This is a genomic window from Tamlana sp. 2_MG-2023 (assembly GCF_030548465.1).
Classification (GTDB): Bacteria; Bacteroidota; Bacteroidia; order Flavobacteriales; family Flavobacteriaceae; genus Pseudotamlana.
The window spans coordinates 446,243-464,848 of record NZ_JAUOSF010000004.1 but is presented as its reverse complement, the minus strand read 5'-3'; the positions used below and the strand labels follow the sequence as shown (position 1 = coordinate 464,848).

21 protein-coding genes are annotated in these 18,606 nt (G+C 33.8%); 9 read left to right on the top strand and 12 right to left on the bottom strand.

Going from position 1 to position 18,606, the window contains the following annotated elements; translation table 11 throughout:
- Together Q4566_RS09580 and mdh are read left to right on the top strand one after the other, a co-directional pair.
- Positions 1 to 404 (top strand): transposase (locus Q4566_RS09580; RefSeq protein WP_303420535.1); only part of this gene is annotated, 404 nt, incomplete at its 5' end.
- 256 nt (positions 405 to 660) lie between these two features.
- Entirely contained in the window at positions 661 to 1,587 is a 927-nt protein-coding gene (gene mdh, locus Q4566_RS09575) for a malate dehydrogenase (protein ID WP_303420533.1), read from the top strand.
- Positions 1,588 to 1,668: 81 nt separating this feature from the next.
- Here mdh and Q4566_RS09570 read toward each other — a convergent pair whose 3' ends face one another.
- From Q4566_RS09570 to Q4566_RS09530, 9 genes are all read right to left on the bottom strand, one after another.
- Positions 1,669 to 2,025: a hypothetical protein gene (locus Q4566_RS09570; protein WP_303420531.1), complete on the bottom strand. Its 357-nt coding sequence runs from the start codon at positions 2,023 to 2,025 to the stop codon at positions 1,669 to 1,671.
- Positions 2,026 to 2,152: 127 nt separating this feature from the next.
- Positions 2,153 to 4,306 carry a DUF748 domain-containing protein gene (locus Q4566_RS09565; RefSeq protein WP_303420529.1) on the bottom strand — a complete coding sequence of 718 codons (2,154 nt, stop codon included), beginning with the start codon at positions 4,304 to 4,306 and terminating at the stop codon, positions 2,153 to 2,155.
- Positions 4,307 to 4,431: 125 nt separating this feature from the next.
- Positions 4,432 to 5,472, bottom strand: a complete 1,041-nt coding sequence (locus Q4566_RS09560) for a DUF6515 family protein (protein WP_303420526.1) — start codon at positions 5,470 to 5,472, stop codon at positions 4,432 to 4,434.
- Between the two features lie 22 nt (positions 5,473 to 5,494).
- The gene (locus tag Q4566_RS09555; protein ID WP_303420523.1) at positions 5,495 to 6,220 is read right to left on the bottom strand and encodes a DUF2092 domain-containing protein; all 726 of its coding nucleotides are present in this window, start codon (positions 6,218 to 6,220) and stop codon (positions 5,495 to 5,497) included.
- Positions 6,221 to 6,426: 206 nt separating this feature from the next.
- Entirely contained in the window at positions 6,427 to 6,921 is a 495-nt protein-coding gene (locus Q4566_RS09550) for a DUF192 domain-containing protein (protein ID WP_303420521.1), read from the bottom strand.
- Position 6,922: 1 nt separating this feature from the next.
- On the bottom strand, positions 6,923 to 7,852 hold the full coding sequence (gene lgt, locus Q4566_RS09545; RefSeq protein ID WP_303420519.1) for a prolipoprotein diacylglyceryl transferase: 930 nt from the start codon (positions 7,850 to 7,852) through the stop codon (positions 6,923 to 6,925).
- Between the two features lie 17 nt (positions 7,853 to 7,869).
- Positions 7,870 to 8,997 carry a peptidylprolyl isomerase gene (locus Q4566_RS09540; protein ID WP_303420517.1) on the bottom strand — a complete coding sequence of 376 codons (1,128 nt, stop codon included), beginning with the start codon at positions 8,995 to 8,997 and terminating at the stop codon, positions 7,870 to 7,872.
- The gene (gene gldI / locus Q4566_RS09535) at positions 8,994 to 9,530 is read right to left on the bottom strand and encodes a gliding motility-associated peptidyl-prolyl isomerase GldI (RefSeq protein WP_303420515.1); all 537 of its coding nucleotides are present in this window, start codon (positions 9,528 to 9,530) and stop codon (positions 8,994 to 8,996) included. Before gldI ends, Q4566_RS09540 begins: the two co-directional genes overlap by 4 nt.
- Positions 9,523 to 10,542, bottom strand: coding sequence for a bifunctional oligoribonuclease/PAP phosphatase NrnA (locus Q4566_RS09530; protein WP_303420513.1), 1,020 nt, complete (start codon positions 10,540 to 10,542; stop codon positions 9,523 to 9,525). The genes gldI and Q4566_RS09530 overlap by 8 nt, the downstream gene beginning before the upstream one ends.
- A 164-nt stretch (positions 10,543 to 10,706) precedes the next feature.
- On the opposite strand from Q4566_RS09530, the gene Q4566_RS09525 reads away from it, so the two are divergent.
- Positions 10,707 to 11,126, top strand: a complete 420-nt coding sequence (locus tag Q4566_RS09525; RefSeq protein WP_303420511.1) for a nucleoside-diphosphate kinase — start codon at positions 10,707 to 10,709, stop codon at positions 11,124 to 11,126.
- A gap of 164 nt (positions 11,127 to 11,290) precedes the next feature.
- On the opposite strand, the gene Q4566_RS09520 is transcribed toward Q4566_RS09525, so the two are convergent.
- The 3 genes from Q4566_RS09520 to recF all read right to left on the bottom strand — a co-directional run bounded on the left by Q4566_RS09520 (position 11,291) and on the right by recF (position 12,959).
- Positions 11,291 to 11,482, bottom strand: a complete 192-nt coding sequence (locus tag Q4566_RS09520) for a cold-shock protein (protein WP_067150460.1) — start codon at positions 11,480 to 11,482, stop codon at positions 11,291 to 11,293.
- Between the two features lie 98 nt (positions 11,483 to 11,580).
- On the bottom strand, positions 11,581 to 11,877 hold the full coding sequence (locus tag Q4566_RS09515) for a DUF721 domain-containing protein (RefSeq protein WP_303420505.1): 297 nt from the start codon (positions 11,875 to 11,877) through the stop codon (positions 11,581 to 11,583).
- A gap of 2 nt (positions 11,878 to 11,879) precedes the next feature.
- Entirely contained in the window at positions 11,880 to 12,959 is a 1,080-nt protein-coding gene (gene recF, locus Q4566_RS09510) for a DNA replication/repair protein RecF (RefSeq protein ID WP_303420503.1), read from the bottom strand.
- 137 nt (positions 12,960 to 13,096) lie between these two features.
- Between recF and Q4566_RS09505 the strand changes: the two genes are divergently transcribed.
- The 6 genes from Q4566_RS09505 to Q4566_RS09480 all read left to right on the top strand — a co-directional run bounded on the left by Q4566_RS09505 (position 13,097) and on the right by Q4566_RS09480 (position 18,605).
- Positions 13,097 to 13,867, top strand: a complete 771-nt coding sequence (locus tag Q4566_RS09505; RefSeq protein WP_303420501.1) for a tol-pal system YbgF family protein — start codon at positions 13,097 to 13,099, stop codon at positions 13,865 to 13,867.
- A gap of 11 nt (positions 13,868 to 13,878) precedes the next feature.
- Positions 13,879 to 14,364, top strand: a complete 486-nt coding sequence (gene ribH / locus Q4566_RS09500; RefSeq protein WP_303420499.1) for a 6,7-dimethyl-8-ribityllumazine synthase — start codon at positions 13,879 to 13,881, stop codon at positions 14,362 to 14,364.
- A gap of 394 nt (positions 14,365 to 14,758) precedes the next feature.
- A complete protein-coding gene (locus tag Q4566_RS09495; protein WP_303420497.1) occupies positions 14,759 to 15,046 on the top strand; it encodes a riboflavin synthase subunit beta in 288 nt (95 codons plus the stop codon).
- A gap of 3 nt (positions 15,047 to 15,049) precedes the next feature.
- The gene (mutL, locus tag Q4566_RS09490) at positions 15,050 to 16,927 is read left to right on the top strand and encodes a DNA mismatch repair endonuclease MutL (protein WP_303420494.1); all 1,878 of its coding nucleotides are present in this window, start codon (positions 15,050 to 15,052) and stop codon (positions 16,925 to 16,927) included.
- An 80-nt stretch (positions 16,928 to 17,007) separates the two neighbouring features.
- Positions 17,008 to 17,757 (top strand): rhomboid family intramembrane serine protease, encoded by a 750-nt coding sequence (locus Q4566_RS09485; RefSeq protein ID WP_303420492.1) that lies wholly within the window; start codon positions 17,008 to 17,010, stop codon positions 17,755 to 17,757.
- Positions 17,757 to 18,605, top strand: a complete 849-nt coding sequence (locus Q4566_RS09480) for a rhomboid family intramembrane serine protease (protein WP_303420490.1) — start codon at positions 17,757 to 17,759, stop codon at positions 18,603 to 18,605. The genes Q4566_RS09485 and Q4566_RS09480 overlap by 1 nt, the downstream gene beginning before the upstream one ends.
- Position 18,606: the final 1 nt, after the last annotated feature.

Sequence of the window (18,606 nt, the reverse complement as noted above, 5' to 3'; positions counted from 1 at the left end):
TAGCTAGAAGCAGATATTTACTTTATAAGGCACCTTCTAATTGGACTAAAAATCAATATGAAAGAAGCCAAATACTATTCCAAGAATATCCTGACATCAAAACAGCTTTTAACTTGGTACAAAATCTTAGGAATATTTTTAATAACACTAAGTCTATAGAAGTCGGATATACTAAACTAGCACAATGGTACAAGCAGGTAGAGCAATCTGAATTTAAAGCATTCAATACCATAGCAAACACCATTACTATAAACTACAGGTCTATTCTAAACTATTTTGTTAATCGAAGCACAAATGCTTCTGCAGAATCTTTTAATGCTAAAATTAAAGCCTTCAGAAGTCAATTTAGAGGTGTGAAAAACGTAGAATTCTTTCTTTTTAGATTAACTACAATTTTTGCATAAACACAACTTTTAGGAATGATCCTTTTAAAACCCGGCTTAAAAAACATTTTACTTTAATCAGTGTTTTGGGAGGTTTAGATGGAATTTCTAAATTTTTATCATAAAAAAATCAGGTAGTCTCAAAAAACTAAGGATTCCTCTAATACTTCTTTATTAAAAGGGTTTTAATTCGTAAATTAGCGTGGTTTGAACTATAATTTTTGAATGTAATTCAATCTTGAAAACAAATTAAATACTAATAATAAATAACAAAAAAATGAAAGTAACTGTAGTAGGAGCTGGAGCAGTAGGTGCAAGTTGTGCAGAGTATATTGCTATTAAAAATTTCGCTTCAGAAGTTGTCATTCTAGACATCAAAGAAGGTTTTGCAGAAGGAAAAGCAATGGATTTAATGCAATGTGCATCTTTAAATGGTTTTGATACTAAAATAACAGGTGTAACTAACGATTATAGTAAAACAGCTGATAGTGATATTTGTGTGATTACTTCAGGAATTCCTCGTAAACCAGGAATGACTCGTGAAGAGTTAATTGGTATTAATGCAGGGATTGTTAAAAATGTATCTACAAGTTTATTAGAGCATTCACCAAACATGATTCTTATTGTGGTAAGTAATCCAATGGATACAATGACTTACCTAGCTCACAAAGCTACTGGTATGCCAAAAAATAGAATTATTGGGATGGGTGGCGCTTTAGATTCTGCACGTTTTAAATACAGATTAGCTGAAGCTTTAGGAGCTCCTATTAGCGATGTTGATGGTATGGTAGTTGGTGGACATAGTGATACTGGAATGGTGCCATTAACAAGTCACGCCACAAGAAACAGTATTAAAGTTTCTGAATTTTTAAGCGAAGAACGTTTAGAGCAAGTTGCTGCTGATACTAAAGTTGGTGGAGCAACCTTAACTAAATTATTAGGAACTTCTGCTTGGTATGCGCCAGGAGCTGCTGTATCAGGTATGGTACAAGCCATCGCTTGTGATACTAAAAAGATTTTTCCTTGTTCAACTTTCTTAGAAGGTGAATATGGTTTAAATGATATTTGTATCGGAGTACCTGTAGTTTTAGGTAAAAACGGTATTGAGGAAATAGTTGATATTCCTTTAAGTGATGCTGAAAAAGCACACATGCAAGCTTCTGCTGAAGGTGTAACAAAAACTAACGGATTATTAGATTTATAGATCTTAGTAATTCTTAGAAATTAAAAAACGTCTGAAAATTTATTTTCAGACGTTTTTTTATGCTTTTAACAGTAGTAATAATTATAGTCCAACCACTTTAAGTGCTTGCTTTAATAATTTCGGGTTTTTAGTAATGTAGTCAATAGCATGAGATGTTAACGATTTGTCTCCAAGAATTGATTTCATTAGGTCTGAATTACTAGAAGAGTTTGATGCTAAATCCATTACAGACTTTGCTGTTTCAGGATCCTTCTTTAAATAATCGATAGTTTTAGACTGTAAATCTTCGTCCTTCATTAAGGCTTCTTTTATTTTTTCCGTTTGCGAATCACTAGAAGCAGCCGCTTTTAAGTCTGAAGTTTTTACAGGGAATGATTGTGCCGACATTGAAATTGCTGAAAACGCAAGTCCGATGGTTAATAATACTACTTTTTTCATGGATAAATTGAATTAAATTATTTGTGTAAAGATAAAAATTATTTCATGTTATTAAGGTTTTTTATTAGAATTAACAGTAGGTTAATGCTTGATATTCGTGAGTTTAAATAGTTTTTGAGGCAGAGATTTACTCTTCATCTGTCATCCCATAACTTATTTTAAACTTAGGATAGGCTCCTGTATTTTCAGGATCTTCTGGTTTTGCTTCTTTAATTTCAATTTTACTGAAGGTGGCCTGTTCTTTTATATAGGTTTCCGTGCTTATTAAAAGGCTGTTTTTATAAGCAGTAACCAAACTGTCTTTTTCAGTTTTTGAAACTAGCTTGTTAATGGCATCGTTTAAGCTCAAGGAGTCTGTTGCTGCTTTTGTGTAGACAAACTCTTCAAACTCTTTATCTTGCTTTTCGTAATCTTTTTGCGTTTCTTGGTAAAATGCTTTACCTAGTTTAGCTTTTGCTAGAGCTTCGCCTTGGAGGTTAGTATCAACAAAATAAGTGAGGTCAATTTTTAATTCTGGTTTTTTCTGTTCTAATTCAATCAATTTATCAAGTTGCTTGTAATTTTTTTCAGAAGGGATACTGTCGGTATAGGTGAAATTTATTTCTTCCAAATCTTTAGGATCGCCACCTACCAGGCCAACTAAAAAGTTTACTGGAGCGGCTACAGTTTTACCTATAACGTTTTTAAAGGTTTGCCATACAATTTTTCTAATGTTTATTTCAGGGTCATTTAAATTTCCTTTTACGGGCACATCAAGATGAATATCACCATTCTTATCGGTAAGCAGAAAAAAAGCAAATTTCAAGGGTAGGTTGTAGAGTCCGCCTTTAGTGTTTTCTAAAGAAGCGTTTTTAACTAGTAACTTATTTTCACTTTCAATTTGGCCATCAACGATTTTCGATTTCGATGTGTAAAACATGTCACCTTGTAAAATACTATGCCCCATATAATAATTAGTGTAAATATTTAAGTCTGGTAAAAGGAAATTTTCAACTGAAATATCTAAAGTCGAATTATAATAATCGTTTGGGTTTATTCCTAAGTTGGCTTTTAAAGTACCTCGATTGTTAAGCAGCATGGTTGAATAAATGTCTATCCAGTTTGCGGTGCTCGTGATGTCTTTGGAGTTAATTTCGATAGCGCTTAGATGGTAGTTAAAAGGTTCTCCGGTTAAATTGTCGGTGTAATCTAAAACGCTATTTTCTACGATGAGGTGATTTACCGCATAGTATAATTCTTTTTCAGTAGAAGCTACAGAATCTTTAACGGTTTCTTCAGTTGTTTCTGGGTTGTCTAATTTAAAAATTCTGAAAAAGTTGTTGGATGTAGAATCTAACTGAAAAAAGGTATATGAGTTGTCAATTTTAAACGTTTCAAAAGTGTAAGAACTGTTGTAGTTGTCGATAGCTTTTATTTGTGATTCGATATGTTTGGCTCCTAGAAATTTCTTGTTAGCCTTATCGGTCATTTCAAAATCGTTGACATCAATTTTTCCAGAGATAATCGCTTTTGATGCTTCGTTGGTGTTTCCTGTTATAAGTATTTGAGAATTCACGCTTCCTGTTAAGCTATTGATTTCAGCATGTTCTGCCACGTATTCGTAAAAAGGTTTTAATTGTAATTCACTTATGGTAAACTGTGCATCAAATTCGCCATTAGCTGGATGTATGTTGATGGACGATTTAAAGTAACCACCATTTTTCAAGTTGAATTTTAAATCGGCATTACTTTTTTCTTCTTGATCCCAACCGATATAAGGGATTTGAAAATCAAAATCCTCAATATGTGTTTCTTTGTTTACATTTTTATCGTTAAAAAAGAAGTTAGCATGCATTAATTCTATCTGGGAGATACTGAATTTTAAGGGCGGTGTTTCCTCTTCTTTTATAGTGTCGGAACTGGCGTGAAAAGCAACCAAGTCATCAAAGTTAAAAGTGGAATCCTTCATAACAGTATTTACCGTGAGATGGCTAAAATAAAGTTGTTCTATTTCAACCTTATCATTAATGAGTTTAAGCGGGTTTAAGTTTAATAGAAAAGTGTCTAAAACAATAAAATGATCTTTGTCGTTTTGTTCAAACATTTTAAAATCATAGACTTTTACGGTACTTGTAAAATAATTATATTTTAAGTTTCCAATATTTATCTGCCTGCCTATAAGGGTTTTGCTGTTGTTAATCGCGTAGTTTTTAATTACTGTTGGTAAAATGGCAAGTGCAATTATAATTATTGCTATAATTGAAAAAAGAATGATTTTAGTTTTTTTATTTATGCTAATCATTTTAAACTTTGAGGGGTTAAGTTTTTCAGTTATAATAGAGATTCTGTTACTACAAAATAAAAAAAACAAGCTTATTATAGTGTTTTATAAGCTTGTTTTTTCATGAATTATGATTATTAAGGATGTTACTCTTCTTTCACTTCTACAATTTCATACATGTCTTTACCATCCACTTGAATAGGTTGGTAGTAAGTGTCACCAAATTGTACGTAGGTCACATCTCCAATTTTAACCTCTTCACCACCGTCTGGTAGTCCAGGTACAATGGTTCCTGCAGTTGCCGGTACTACAGTGTAGCCTTCTGCATTTTTCTCGTAAAAAGCGCCTCCGTAATAGTAGTTGTTGGTTTCATTTACTTCAACTTTTTGAGCTTCTTTAGGTATTTCTGGTACTTGAGCGCCAACAGGAGCTTGTACAGCCTCAAAACCATCTTCAGTTTTTAAGTAATAAGTACCGTTGTCGTAATGGTATTCATCTTTATCATCGTGGTCATCACTCACAATGCTTACAATAATTGCTGTGGTTGCCAATGAAGTTACAAAGTAACCCCATGGGTGCCATACTGGCCCCCAGTAAAAAGGTGTGTATGGGTGATAGTAATAAGGTCTGTGGCAATAGTACCCACGGCCGCCATATCTGTATGGTGGTCTATTGTAGCGTACGTTACTAGAGCGCACTCGTGTGTTTCTTATGTTATTAGTATGTCGGCTGTTGTTAACGTTTATGTTTACATTATTATTACCAACATGAGTTTTATTACCAATTTTGTTTCCACTGTTATTTCCTATTTTATTATTAGAAGTACGCTTTATGTTGGATGTTTTTCTATTGGTAGAAAGGTTTGGTTTTGAAGTCGTTTTATTCGCTATTTTACCTTTTGAACCTCCAGAGAAATTACGGCTTGTAGTTGTTTTACTACCGCCATTAATACTTCTACTAGGTGTTGATCTTGTTGTTGTGGCACGAGTATTAGATCGACTTGGGGTTGTTTTAGGTCGAGACATCGAGTGGCTCGCTCCGCCACCGCCTCTTGACATGGTACGCCCACCTCCTCTAGAAGCGCCATGTCCCATACGTTGGGCGATTAATTCTGAAGGGAATGCGAGTGCTAGAAATACAAATAAAATTCCTAATTTATGTTTTATGTTTAATGAATATCCTGTCATGATCATATAATTTTAATATTTACTACTTCTTTAAAATGCTAATTAGTCTCGAGTTTGGTGGCGCAAGAAAATCAAATTTAGCGTCTGGGATATTAGGGTTTAAATTCCAATTGCTAAATGTAGCTTCATGTTGCATATTTGAATTGTCTTTGTAGATAATCACAAAATGCTTTGGTAGTAAATTAGAGTGACTAGAAATCCATATTTGGACATTTAGTTTTTTGTTATTAGCCATAATATGGTAACACTCTTCGTTGTTAAATGTTTTTTTACCTAGGTATTTAATACTGTCGAAATCTTCTATTAAATCATCAGTAAATGCAGGGTAGAAAAAATCGGCAGCAGGAAATTGAAAATCGTAATGCAGGTGCATATCATCAATCATCTCCAAAGTCGTTTCTGGAGCTTCAAGTGTTACGTAGTTATTTTCGTTATAATTGTAATAGGTTATATGTGAACCATCATAATAATAAGCTTTATCTTCATCCGACCCGTCTATACGAATATGTAGTTTGTCAGGTCCAGAAAAAGAAATATCACTTTCGTGGTGTTCTTTAATAATGTTCTTGTTGACATCCATTTTGTCATTGGAACTACTTGAATGAAAATTAACAGAATGCAAGTCTCCTATAACAGCACTCATTTTGTCCAAAATGAATATGGCTGTTGAATCAATGTCTTTGGATTCCTGAGTAAACCCAATGGTTGTTACTAGGAAGAGGGCAAGCGCAAATAATTGGTTTTTCATAATTTTTGAAGGGTTTTTAAAGTATTTGAGCAACGTTAACAATTTGAATTAAAGTAAAATGTGTCGTCTTTTTTAGATTAAAATGAATTAATATTAATTACTGAGTCACTCTGTCTTGTAAATATAATAAAAATCCCTTGAATTTAATGGTTATTAATTCCAAGGGGTTAAAACGGTTTTATAAGGTAGTATTTGATTGCTGAAAACTACTCAATACTCATTTCAGCGTACTGAATGTGATCGCCAACAGCTAATTCCCAAGTATTCGCCAAGCCGGCATTTACTTCAAGTACATATTGAGCTGGTGCATTAGAAGGTAATGAAGATTCATCAAAAGGTTTTGCGTTCTCTTGAAAACTAACAATTTCTTTATCTGAATTGATATAAATCAAATCCAAAGCGATTTTAGTGTTTTTCATATAGAAGGAACGTTCTTGGTCGTTATCAAAAACAAAAAGCATGCCTTGCGTGTTGAGCATACGGTCTCTGTACATTAAGCCAGTTTGGATATCATAATCGGTATCGGCAATTTCAATATCCAAAGTGATTTTTGAGCTATCTGAAGCTTTAATAATTGTGAGCGAACCTTCTTTAGTAAACGAAACTTCAGTTTGTTTAATGGTTTTCTTGTTGTCTTTACAGCTTGTAAAAGTGCCTAAAGACAAAAGAATGTATAAAAACAGATGTCGTTTTAAAAGCATATTATCTAACAGTCGATTTCGCTTTATAGCCAAACATGAAATACAGCCCTATAAGAACAAAAGGGATGCTTAACCATTGTCCGGTATTTAGTCCAAACCAATTGATGTATTCTTCACCTTGAGGCTCTTTGGTAAACTCAATAAAGAAACGGATGGTCCATAGTAGCACTAAAAACAAACCGAATAAAAATCCAGGTTGGTCTTTTTTAGTGGTTTTCGAATAGAAATACCATAAGATTAAAAAGACAAATACATAACAAAACGATTCGTAAAGTTGCGATGGATGTCTGTAAGGAACGGCATCTAATAAGTTTTGAAATTGCGGATTCGAAGCTACAGCATCATATGCTTTTTGCACGTCGTTAATTCCGGTAAGTTGCATGACTTCTCTTTTGTAGTACTGGTCTTGAATAAAGCGTACACCAAAATTTGAATCGGTTATTTTTCCAATAATTTCAGAATTTATAAAGTTTCCAATACGAATAAAAATGGCACCGGAAGCTACAGGAATAACCACGCGGTCTAAAATCCAAAGTAGTGATTTGTAGTTGTATTTTTTTCGGTACAAGTACATGCCAACAATAATTCCAATGGCTGCACCATGACTTGCTAAACCTTGAAAACCTGTGAATTCAAAGCCGCCTTTAAATTTGAAAGGTAAAAAGATGCTGAAGAAATCTTCGGTAATTAATTCCGATTGATAAAACAAAACATGTCCCAATCGAGCACCAATCATTGTTGCTAATACTGTATAAATAAAAAGGGGATCTAAATAAGTTAGTGATACTTTTTCCTTAGTAAAAATACGTTTCATGATATACCAACCTAAAACAAAGGCAGTCACCCACATAAGGCTGTAAAAATGAATTTTGAAATTTCCAACAATATCAATTCCTGTTGTAGGATTCCAATCGAATTTTAATGCATGCATAGAATTTAGCTTTATTTTTATTTTAAAAGTTCTAAAATATCAACTTCAAAAATGAGGTTTGATTTACCAGGTATCCCTTTCGTACCACTATCACCATAGGCTAAATAATGAGGAATAAACAAGGTTGCTTTGTCACCAACATGAAGCTGTTGTAATCCTTCTTTAAATCCAGGGATCATATGTGCGTTAGGTTTTAGTTCTGCGATAATCGGGTGGTATTTGTCGGCAAATTTACGTTTTTTGTTCACCGCGCCAAGGGCTTCGGCAACTTCAATTTTACTAGTTTCTATTAATTCTCCATTAACAAAGAATACGGAGTAATCAACTAGAGCTTTAGCATTTTTTGGAAGTTTTTTTCCTGTGCCTTTTTCAGAAATATAAAATTGTAAACCTGAGTCTAGTTTTGTAGCTTTTGCTCGCTGGGCTTCAAACTTATCGTGTGTGGCTATTAGAGTAGCTGCAGCTTTATCAATTTTTTCTTGAGCGAGACGTTCTCGTTCAGCAAAATGTTCTTCAAATACTTTAGGCGCATTAAACGATTTCGCTTTTTTTCCTTTTCTAATTATAGTAACGTGTTTTAGTACAACTTCTTTTATTGGTCTGTGTTTCGCGTTGGTTTTTACATTCGAAATAGAATCTAATACATCTAATCCAATAATAACTTCACCAAAAACAGTATGGACATGATCTAAATGAGGTTTTGCTGTATCAGTAAAGAAAAACTGACTCCCATTTGTGTTTTTACCAGGATTGGCCATAGACAAAACACCGGCTTTATCATGTTTTAAATCGGGGTGAAATTCGTCCATGAATCTATACCCTGGGTCTCCTTTTCCTGTGCCTGTTGGATCGCCTCCTTGAATCATGAAATCGTTCATAACACGATGGAAAATACTACCATCAAAATACTTTTTATCTTTGTATTCTTTTTTTACCACTGTGTTTGTGCCTTCAGCTAAAGAAACGAAATTGGCTACAGTTACAGGTGCTTTTTCAAGTTCTAGTCTAGCAACCATAATGCCCTTTGAAGTGTCAAATTCGGCATATATACCATCCTCTAATTCAGGGTATGGAGCTTTGCAAGAAGTGAAGTTAAAGCACAGTATTAGTAGAATAACCTTAATCGTGTTTTTTGCTAAATTCATTCGCTTTCAGTAATTGAGTTTACAGTCACTTCACAAACTAGTGGGGTGTTGCTTCCAATTTTATTTTGATCGCCATAATAGCCGTAAGCTTTTTGAGAAGGGAAGAAGAAGGTTACGGTTTCCCCCGTTTTCATAAGTTTTAAACCTTCGCGAAGACCAGTGAATAATTCTTCCTTATCCATGGTATAATTTTGCGTTTTTAATTCATCGGAAGAATAAATTAATTTACCATGAAGTGTTTTTACGTTATAATCGTAATTCACTAAATCACCAAAATCTGGTGTTTCTAAAGAGTCGACTTCAATTTTTGTGTTGTAGTAATACCAAAACCCACTATCTGAAGCTAAATAATCTTGTGATTGTTGCCCCAATAGTTTTTCAATAGTGGCATGTTCTCTAGCATTTAGTTTTTTATTGCGTTCCACCGAGGCATCAATAAAGGAGCCAGATTTCACAGAAACTGGTTTGCGTGGTTCTGGCATTTTACAGCCAAAAGTGAGAAGTGCTAAGGCAATTAATAGTAGTTTATGCATGGTTCAATTCTTGGTTATAACTAGGCAATATACTAATAAATTTTTCAACTGTTTTAATTAATGAAACTTCACTTCGTCCTCCTGCAGCATTGGTGTGACCGCCACCATTAAAGTGCGCGCGAGACATTTCGTTAACCGAAAAATCTCCTTTAGAACGCAATGATATTTTTATAATACCTTCCTGTTTGTCTTCAATAAATATAGCTGCCAGAACGATACCATCTAAAGATAAAGCATAATTAACAATACCTTCGGTATCTCCCTTTTTATAGCTAAAACGGTTAAGTTCGTCTTGAGATAAAGTGATGTATGCTGCACGAGATTCTGGAATAACTTTTAAATTGGTTAAAGCACAGCCTAATAATTGTAAACGCTCAAAACTATTGGTGTCATAAACATTATTATGAATGTTAGAATTGTCAGCGCCTTTTTCAATCAGGTTAGCAATAATGCGATGTGTTGTGCTGGTGGTACAACTAAACCTGAAAGAGCCTGTATCCGTCATAATACCAAGATATAAGCAAGTCGCTATATTGGTGTCAATTAAGTTTTCATCACCCAATAAATCTATAAAATGAAATACCATTTCACAAGTTGAACTCATGCTTACATCACTATACATGTATGTGGCATAATCGTCTGGTGCTTGGTGATGGTCAATCATGATTTTCATGGCTTCACTTTCAGCTAAAACGGTTTCCATATTACCTGTTCTATGAAAGGCATTAAAATCTAAAGTGAAAATAATGTCGGCATCATTTATTAAGGTATTGCATGACGCTGTTTGTGCATCATGAATGAGAATACTATCATTTCCAGGAACCCATTTTAAAAAAGTAGGATAATCGTTAGGTACGATAACTTGGGCTTGATGGTTGTTTTTTAAAAGGTAATGGTAGAGTCCTAAAGTAGATCCAATAGCGTCTCCATCAGGGTTTTTATGTGGTACAATTACTATTTTTTTTGGTGTTGATAATAATTGCTTAATGTTTGAAATATCTTGTTTATTCATAGGGGACGAAGATACAATTTTTTAAAACTGGATTAGTTGGTTTTTTATATAAATAGGTTACTTTTGCAGCCTAAACCAGAGAAGGTTTATTGCTTTGTTTTCAGGAAATTATCATTTTATGAAGACAAATTTATCAGAAAATTAACTATACATTAAATATAAAAATGGCAACAAATAGAACATTTACAATGCTTAAGCCAGATGCGGTTGAAAAAGGACACATTGGGGCGATACTAGAAAAAATTTCAGCTTCAGGGTTTAAAATCGTAGCTTTAAAATTAACGCAAATGACAAAAGCTGATGCTGAAGCATTTTACGCTATCCATAGCGAGCGTCCGTTTTTTGGAGAATTAGTTGAGTTTATGACTCGTGGTGCTATTGTTGCGGCGATTTTAGAAAAAGAAAATGCGGTTGAAGATTTTAGAACTTTAATAGGTGCTACAAATCCTGCTGAAGCTGCTGAAGGAACGATTAGAAAATTATATGCAGATTCTATTGGAGAAAATGCAGTTCACGGAAGTGATAGTGATGAAAATGCTGCAATTGAAGGAGCTTTTCATTTTTCAGGAAGAGAGCAGTTTTAGTATAAAACGAAACTTATATATTTTAAAAATCCGTGACATGTTTGTTGCGGATTTTTTTTTGTTGTGATTTTGCGGGGATTCTTGTTATTCTAAATGTTGGCCACAAAAAAAACCTATCAAAAAATGATAGGTTCTTATTTGTAATTGTTTAAAATAGTATATCGTTAGACTACTTTTACGTTTACGGCGTTTAATCCTTTTCTTCCTTCTTGAAGATCGAATTCTACAACATCACCTTCACGAATTTCATCGATAAGTCCTGAAATGTGTACGAAATGTTCTTTGTTGTTGTCTTCTTCAACGATGAAACCAAATCCTTTAGAATCGTTGAAAAATTTTACGGTACCTTTACTCATTGTATTTGTATTATAAAAATTTAAGTTCCAAAGATAATGTAAATAATTGTATCAAGATGTTTTTTATCAAAATATTTAATATTAATTATTTTTGGTAATTATCTTAAAATCAATTTTTTAATTATTTCCTTGCCCAATTCTTCATTTAACATGTTAATTATTTTTTGTTTGCCGTAACTTAATTCTTCGCGTAAAACACTAGAGTTTAATTGTACGTATAAGGTCTCACGTTCAAGGTTTACCGAGGAGGTATAGTTGTTCACACCATTACCCATAAGTTTGGCCCAAGCGTCGGCGACATTAACTTTGTCTAAGCCTTTTTCTAATCTGTTAGTTTCTACAAATTCTTTTAAGGCGTCTTGTATGCTTATATGTTCGTTATTGCGTTTTGCCATGATTATAATTTAAAAATTTCATAAGATTGATGCACTTGCTTAACGGCTTTTTCGGTGCGTTCGGCATGCGTGTCGCTAATAAATAACTGGCCGAAATTTTCGTCGTCTACTAATTTAATGATTTGCGAGACGCGCTGTTCATCTAGTTTGTCAAAAATATCATCTAATAATAAGATAGGGTTTACGCCACTTTGTGCTTTTAAGAAGTCGAATTGCGCCAACTTTAATGCGATTAAAAATGATTTTTGCTGTCCTTGGCTTCCAAATTTCTTAATAGGATGCGCTTCTATGTCAAAGTTTAAATCATCTTTATGAATCCCAACACTGGTGTATTGTAGCGCTTTGTCCTTATTAATGGCACTTTTTAAAAGACTACTCAAGTCTTGTTCTGCTAGTTGACTACTATATACTAAATCGACCAATTCATTGCCATTGCTAATGGCTTCGTAGCGTGATTTAAAAATAGGAATAAAATCCTTTAAAAAGGCATCTCGTTTTTGGAAAATTACCGTTCCGTAGTCATTGAGTTGTTCATTATAAACTTCTAAAGTATCTCTGTTAAATGTGTGGTTTAAAGCAAAATATTTTAATAAAGCATTACGTTGTGCGAGTGTCTTATTGTAGCTAATTAATTGATTAAGATAGTTTTTATCACTTTGTGAAATGACACTATCAATAAACTTGCGTCTGGTGTCACTGCCTTCAACGATCAAATCTCTGTCTGCTGGAGATATTATTACTAGAGGCAAAAAACCAATGTGTTCGCTGAACTTATCGTAAATTTTCCCGTTGCGTTTAATGACTTTTTTTTGTCCGCGCTTTAAGCTTATCGCTATTTTTTCGGTTTTCTCTTCTTTTTCATAATCGCCATTTATTACAAAAAAGGCTTCATCGTGCTTAATATTTTGAGAAGCTATAGGATTAAAATAGCTTTTTCCGAAGGATAAATGGTAAATAGCATCCAATACATTCGTCTTTCCAATGCCATTATTTCCAACAATGCAATTAATTTTATCATTGAAAACGAATGATTTGCTTTCGAAATTTTTATAATTGAGGAGAGAAAGTGTTTTTAGAATCATATAAATGGCAGCTTAACGAAGCTTTTGGAGCTTAAGCGATAAAAAGAAGTGCAAATTATTGAAAAATATCAAATAAATACCCTTTTAGTTATGAAGAAAAATTATATTTTTGCGCGACAATAAATTAGACAGAATAGATGGCAACTTATAATAAGAGAGGTTACAAACCAAAAACAAAGGAAGAGAAGCAAGTTAATGTAGAAGAAGAATCAACTACAGCTGAGGTATTTAATGCCCTTGACGAATCTGCTTCTAAAACCGAGGACTTTGTTGCAAAGAACCAAAAATACATCTTTGTTATTATTGGTGTTGTTGCTCTTGTTGTTTTAGGATCTTTAGGGTATAAAGAATTTATTTCTACACCAAAGCAAGCTTCAGCAATGAATGATATGTTTCAGGCTCAGAAATATTTTGACCAAGCTGTTACAGGTGTAAAGAAAGATTCTTTATATAATTTAGCTTTAAACGGTGGTGAAGGTAAGTTCGGGATGTTAGATATTATTGAAGAGTATAGTGGAACACCTTCTGCTAACTTAGCAAATTACTACGCTGGTACGGCTTATTTAAGATTAAAAGATTACAAAAATGCGGTTGAGTATTTAGGTGATTTTGATAGTGAAGATGAAATTTTAGCGCCTTTAGCTAAAGGAAACATAGGTGATGCTTTTGTGCAACTGAATCAAAAAGAAGATGCTTTAGGGTATTATGAGGAAGCTGCCGAAATGCGTGATAACGAATACACAACACCAATGTACTTATTTAAAGCGGGAACAATTGCTTTAGATTTAGGACAATCGGATAAAGCCTTGAACTACTTCAAAAGAATTAAAGAAGATTATTCTAATTCGTCAGAAGCTGCTCAAGTAGAAGTATTTATTGGAAAAGCAGAAGTGTTGGCAAATAAATAAATTGCTATTATATGGCTACGGCAAATAAAAATTTATCAGAATACGATAAAACAACAATCCCAAACGCGAGTAAATTTCGGTTTGGGATTGTTGTTTCAGAATGGAACGATACCATTACAGAAGGACTTTATAAAGGGGCTTTCGATGCGTTAATTGACAATGGTGTATTACCTAACAATATTGTGCGTTGGGATGTGCCTGGAAGCTTCGAGCTTATCTACGGATGCAAGAAAATGCAAGAGCAAATGGTAAATGCGGTTATCGCTATTGGAAGTGTAATTCAAGGTGAAACAAAGCATTTCGATTTTGTTTGTGAAGGCGTTACTCAAGGTATTAAAGACTTAAACGTTTTAAATGAAACACCTGTGATATTTTGTGTGCTAACTGATAATAACATGCAACAATCCATTGAGCGTTCAGGAGGTATTCACGGAAACAAAGGTACTGAAGCTGCTATTGCGGCGATTAAAATGGCTGTTTTACGCCAGGACAGCTAAGACTTTCATTTTATAGTTATTCTTATTGAATTTGGATCTAGGCTACTGGGATCTAGTGCCTTGTATTGTTAATAATTTTTAGCATTCCAGTTCTTATTATCTGTCTATTTTTAAGTACTTTTGAAAGATAACGGTACGCGATTTTGTTTAAACAACGTAAACATAAAACTTTCAATTATCAACCTCGGTTTTCTAAGAAGAATCAAGTCGATTCTAATTTAGAAGAAAAGCAGGATACGCCCGATTTTGTTTCAAAATGGCGAAAAACTAGTGGTTCTAAACCTAAAATGCGTGGTGCAATGTCCACGAAAATATTAGTTTTAATCTTGGTATTATTATTGATCTGTATGTATTTACTAGATAAAAAATACCTCTAACCTAAAAACTAAAACTCATGGGAATATTAAAGTCACGCAAAAACAAAAAATTTAGTTATACGCCGCGTTATTATGATGATAAAGGTGAGGGGAGTCCGTTTGAAATAAAACACAAATTTGATGAGTACCGTAAAACAGTAGGTGACAATAAAGGCTTAAAGGGGAAGTTTGTTGATGCTTTAGATGATTTGAAAAACAATCAGGATAAAGATGTAAACAAGCGTCTTTTTATAATAATTGCTGTGCTGCTTTTAGTGTTCTTATTTATCATCGAATTCGATTTATCTATTTTCTTTTCAAAATAATTTATGGCAGACATTATACAGCTTTTACCCGATCATGTTGCAAACCAAATCGCAGCAGGAGAAGTTGTACAACGCCCAGCTTCTGTAGTCAAGGAACTTCTTGAAAATGCTATTGATGCTGGTGCAGATACGATAAAACTTATAGTAAAAGATGCCGGAAAAACCCTTGTTCAAGTGATAGACAATGGTAAGGGCATGAGCAGTACCGATGCGCGACTTAGTTTCGAGCGCCATGCGACTTCAAAAATTAAAAGTGCTGAAGATTTATTTCAACTGCATACCAAAGGATTCCGTGGTGAAGCTTTAGCTAGTATCGCAGCTATTGCACATGTTGAATTAAAAACCAAACAAGAAACTGACGATGTTGGAAATGCCCTTGTAATGGAAGGCAGTAATGTCGTTTCGCAAGAAATTGTTGTGACGCCAACAGGAACTTCCGTTTCTGTTAAAAATCTTTTTTTTAATATTCCTGCAAGACGTAATTTTTTAAAATCAGACACTGTTGAGCTACGTCACATTATTGATGAGTTTCATCGTGTGGCCTTAGCGCATCCTGGTATTAGTTTTGCTTTGTATAATAATGGTAGTGAATCTTTTAATTTACCTATTAGTAATTACCGCCAGCGTATTGTAAATATCTTCGGAAATAAAACCAATGAAAAATTAGTACCCGTTGATGAAGATACCGAAGTACTTAAAATTTCTGGTTTTGTTGGTAAGCCTGAATTTGCTAAAAAAACACGTGGTGAACAATTCTTTTTCGTTAACGATCGCTTTATAAAAAGTGCTTACCTGAATCATGCCATAGCTTCAGCTTTTGATGGTTTATTAAAAAACGGTATGCATGCCAGTTATTTTCTGAATTTAACAGTAGATCCACAAACGATTGATATCAATATTCATCCCACAAAAACTGAAATTAAGTTTGACGATGAGCATACGCTTTATGCCATTTTAAGGGCAGCCGTAAAACACAGTTTAGGGCAATTTAATATCGCACCTGTTCTTGATTTTGAACGTGATCCTAATTTAGATACGCCATATAATTACAAGGAAAACCCAGTAAGTACGCCAAAAGTTGAAGTTGATAGAAGTTTTAATCCTTTTAATGATGCGCCCGTTTCAAGAAGTGAAAGTCGCGGTGGTTCAAGTACTTCTTTTAGACAAGCATCGCCGAAACAAACCCCTTCAGATTGGGAGAGTTTATACGTTGGTTTAGAGTCTAAAGGCAATGAGAGTCAGCAAGACTTTGCGGAAGTTCAGTTTGAAAGTGAAGAAGAAACCTTATCTATTTTTGAAGGTGATCATCAAGTAGAACAATCGCATACCACCTATCAATTACATAATAAATATATAGTAAGTACGATTAAGTCGGGCATGTTAATTATCGACCAATATAGAGCGCATCAGCGTGTGTTGTATGAAGAGTTTTTAAGAAATATGACCACGAGAGTAGGCGTGAGCCAGCAGTTATTATTTCCATTGCAACTGCATTTTTCTCCGCAAGACATCGCTATTGTGAGTCAATTAAAATCTGATTTAGAACACACTGGTTTTGTGTTTTCTAACGTTGAAGAAGAATTGGTTGAAATAACAGGTGTTCCTGTTGGTGTTCCAGAAAGTGAAGTGTCTATAATTCTCGAACAACTTATTAGTGATGTAGAAAATGAAGTACCCGACAGCAATTTTAGTGCTACCGATTTGTTAGCCAAATCGATGGCTAAAAGTTTAGCTATTAAAACAGGGCAGTCTTTAAAGAAAGACGAACAAGAGCATTTAGTGAATAAATTATTTGCTTGTAAAGACCCTAATGTATCACCAGCCAATCGCGTTACCTTTGTAACGATGAGCGTGGATGAACTAGATAAAAAGTTTATATAATATTATAATAAAAAATAGGTTGTAATTTTGAATAGCGTATTTTCAAGCAATCAAACGTTTATTATAGAAGATTTTAAGATATGATGAGAATTTCAGAAACTGTAAAACATTTGATAATCATAAACGTGATTATGTATGTTGGTACGATGTTTATTGGAGGTGGTAACCTGTTTTATGAATGGTTTGCCATGTATTTTCCTAAAAATGATGCCTTTCAACCATGGCAAATTATTACTCACATGTTCATGCATGGTAGTATTCCTCATATTCTATTTAATATGTTTGCCTTGTGGATGTTTGGTACGCCGGTTGAGCAAGTGTTGGGTTCAAAGAAATTCTTATTCATTTATATTTCAGCTGGTTTAGGGGCTGTGTTATTACAAGTAGGATTCTATTACTTTCAATACATTCCTAATTATAATGCCTTAATAGAATCAGGTTTGTCTGCTGAAAGTATCAAGCAATCTTTAGTTTCCGGACAAGTTAATTCTGGAGTCACTAATGCACAATTAGAGCTTTTAAAAACCATTTTCCCTGCTTATAATGCGAGTATGGTTGGTGCGTCAGGTTGTATTATGGGGGTTATGGCCGCTTTCGGGATGATGAATCCAGAGGCTAAACTGATGATGATTTTCTTGCCTATTCCTATCAAAGCGAAATATTTTATTCCAGGAATTATACTTTTAGATTTAATATCAGGCCTTACGGGACAGTCATTCTTTAGTCCAAGTAATACAGCTTATATGGCTCACGTTGGTGGTGCTTTAACAGGGTTTTTCATTATGTGGTATTGGAAAAAAAATCAGTTTAATCAAAACCGCTGGGATTAATGAGTACTCTGGTTGACGATATAAAGAAAAAGCTTTCTAACCTTAATGTGTTAGAAAAAATAATAGCCATTAATGTGGTGGTTTTTATCTTGTCTTTTCTTTTGAAACCGATTATCTCTTGGTTTGAGTTACCGAGTAACTTCAATGATTTTATTCTAAACCCATGGACTATCATTACTTATGCTTTTTTGCATTATGATGTCTTGCATATTCTATTTAATATGCTTTGGTTATACTTTTTAGGACAAATGTTTTTGAATCTATTTAGTTCAAAAATGGCGCTAAATATTTATTTCTTAGGTGCTATTTCGGGAGGATTACTATTTGTATTAAGCTACACCTTGCTTCCAAGTGTATTTCAGGGGAATACCAGGTTACTAGGGGCTTCGGCAGCTGTACGCGCGCTACTTATTTTTCTTTGTGCCTATATGCCAAACCAACAAATGCGCTTTTTCACCTTTAATATTAAGTTGTGGTATATTGGAGCCTTTATCGTTGTTTTGGATGTTTTAGGGTTGTTTGGTACCAATGCTGGTGGAAATTTGGCACATTTAGGAGGTGCGTTATTAGGTTTTGTATATGCGAAACAACTTTTAAAAGGAAAAGATATAGGTAAAGGATTTGAAAGTTTGTTAGATACGGTTTCAGGATGGTTTAAATCTTCTAAAAAAGGCCCTTTAAAAACGGTTCATAAAAATAAAAGTAAAGTTGGTGGTTACGCCAAATCAGATTTTAATGCTTTTAATAACCAGAAGAAAATTGATGTTATTTTAGATAAGATCAGTAAAAGTGGTTATGAAAGTTTGACTGCTGAAGAAAAGGAGTTTTTATTTAGAGCAGGCAAATAAT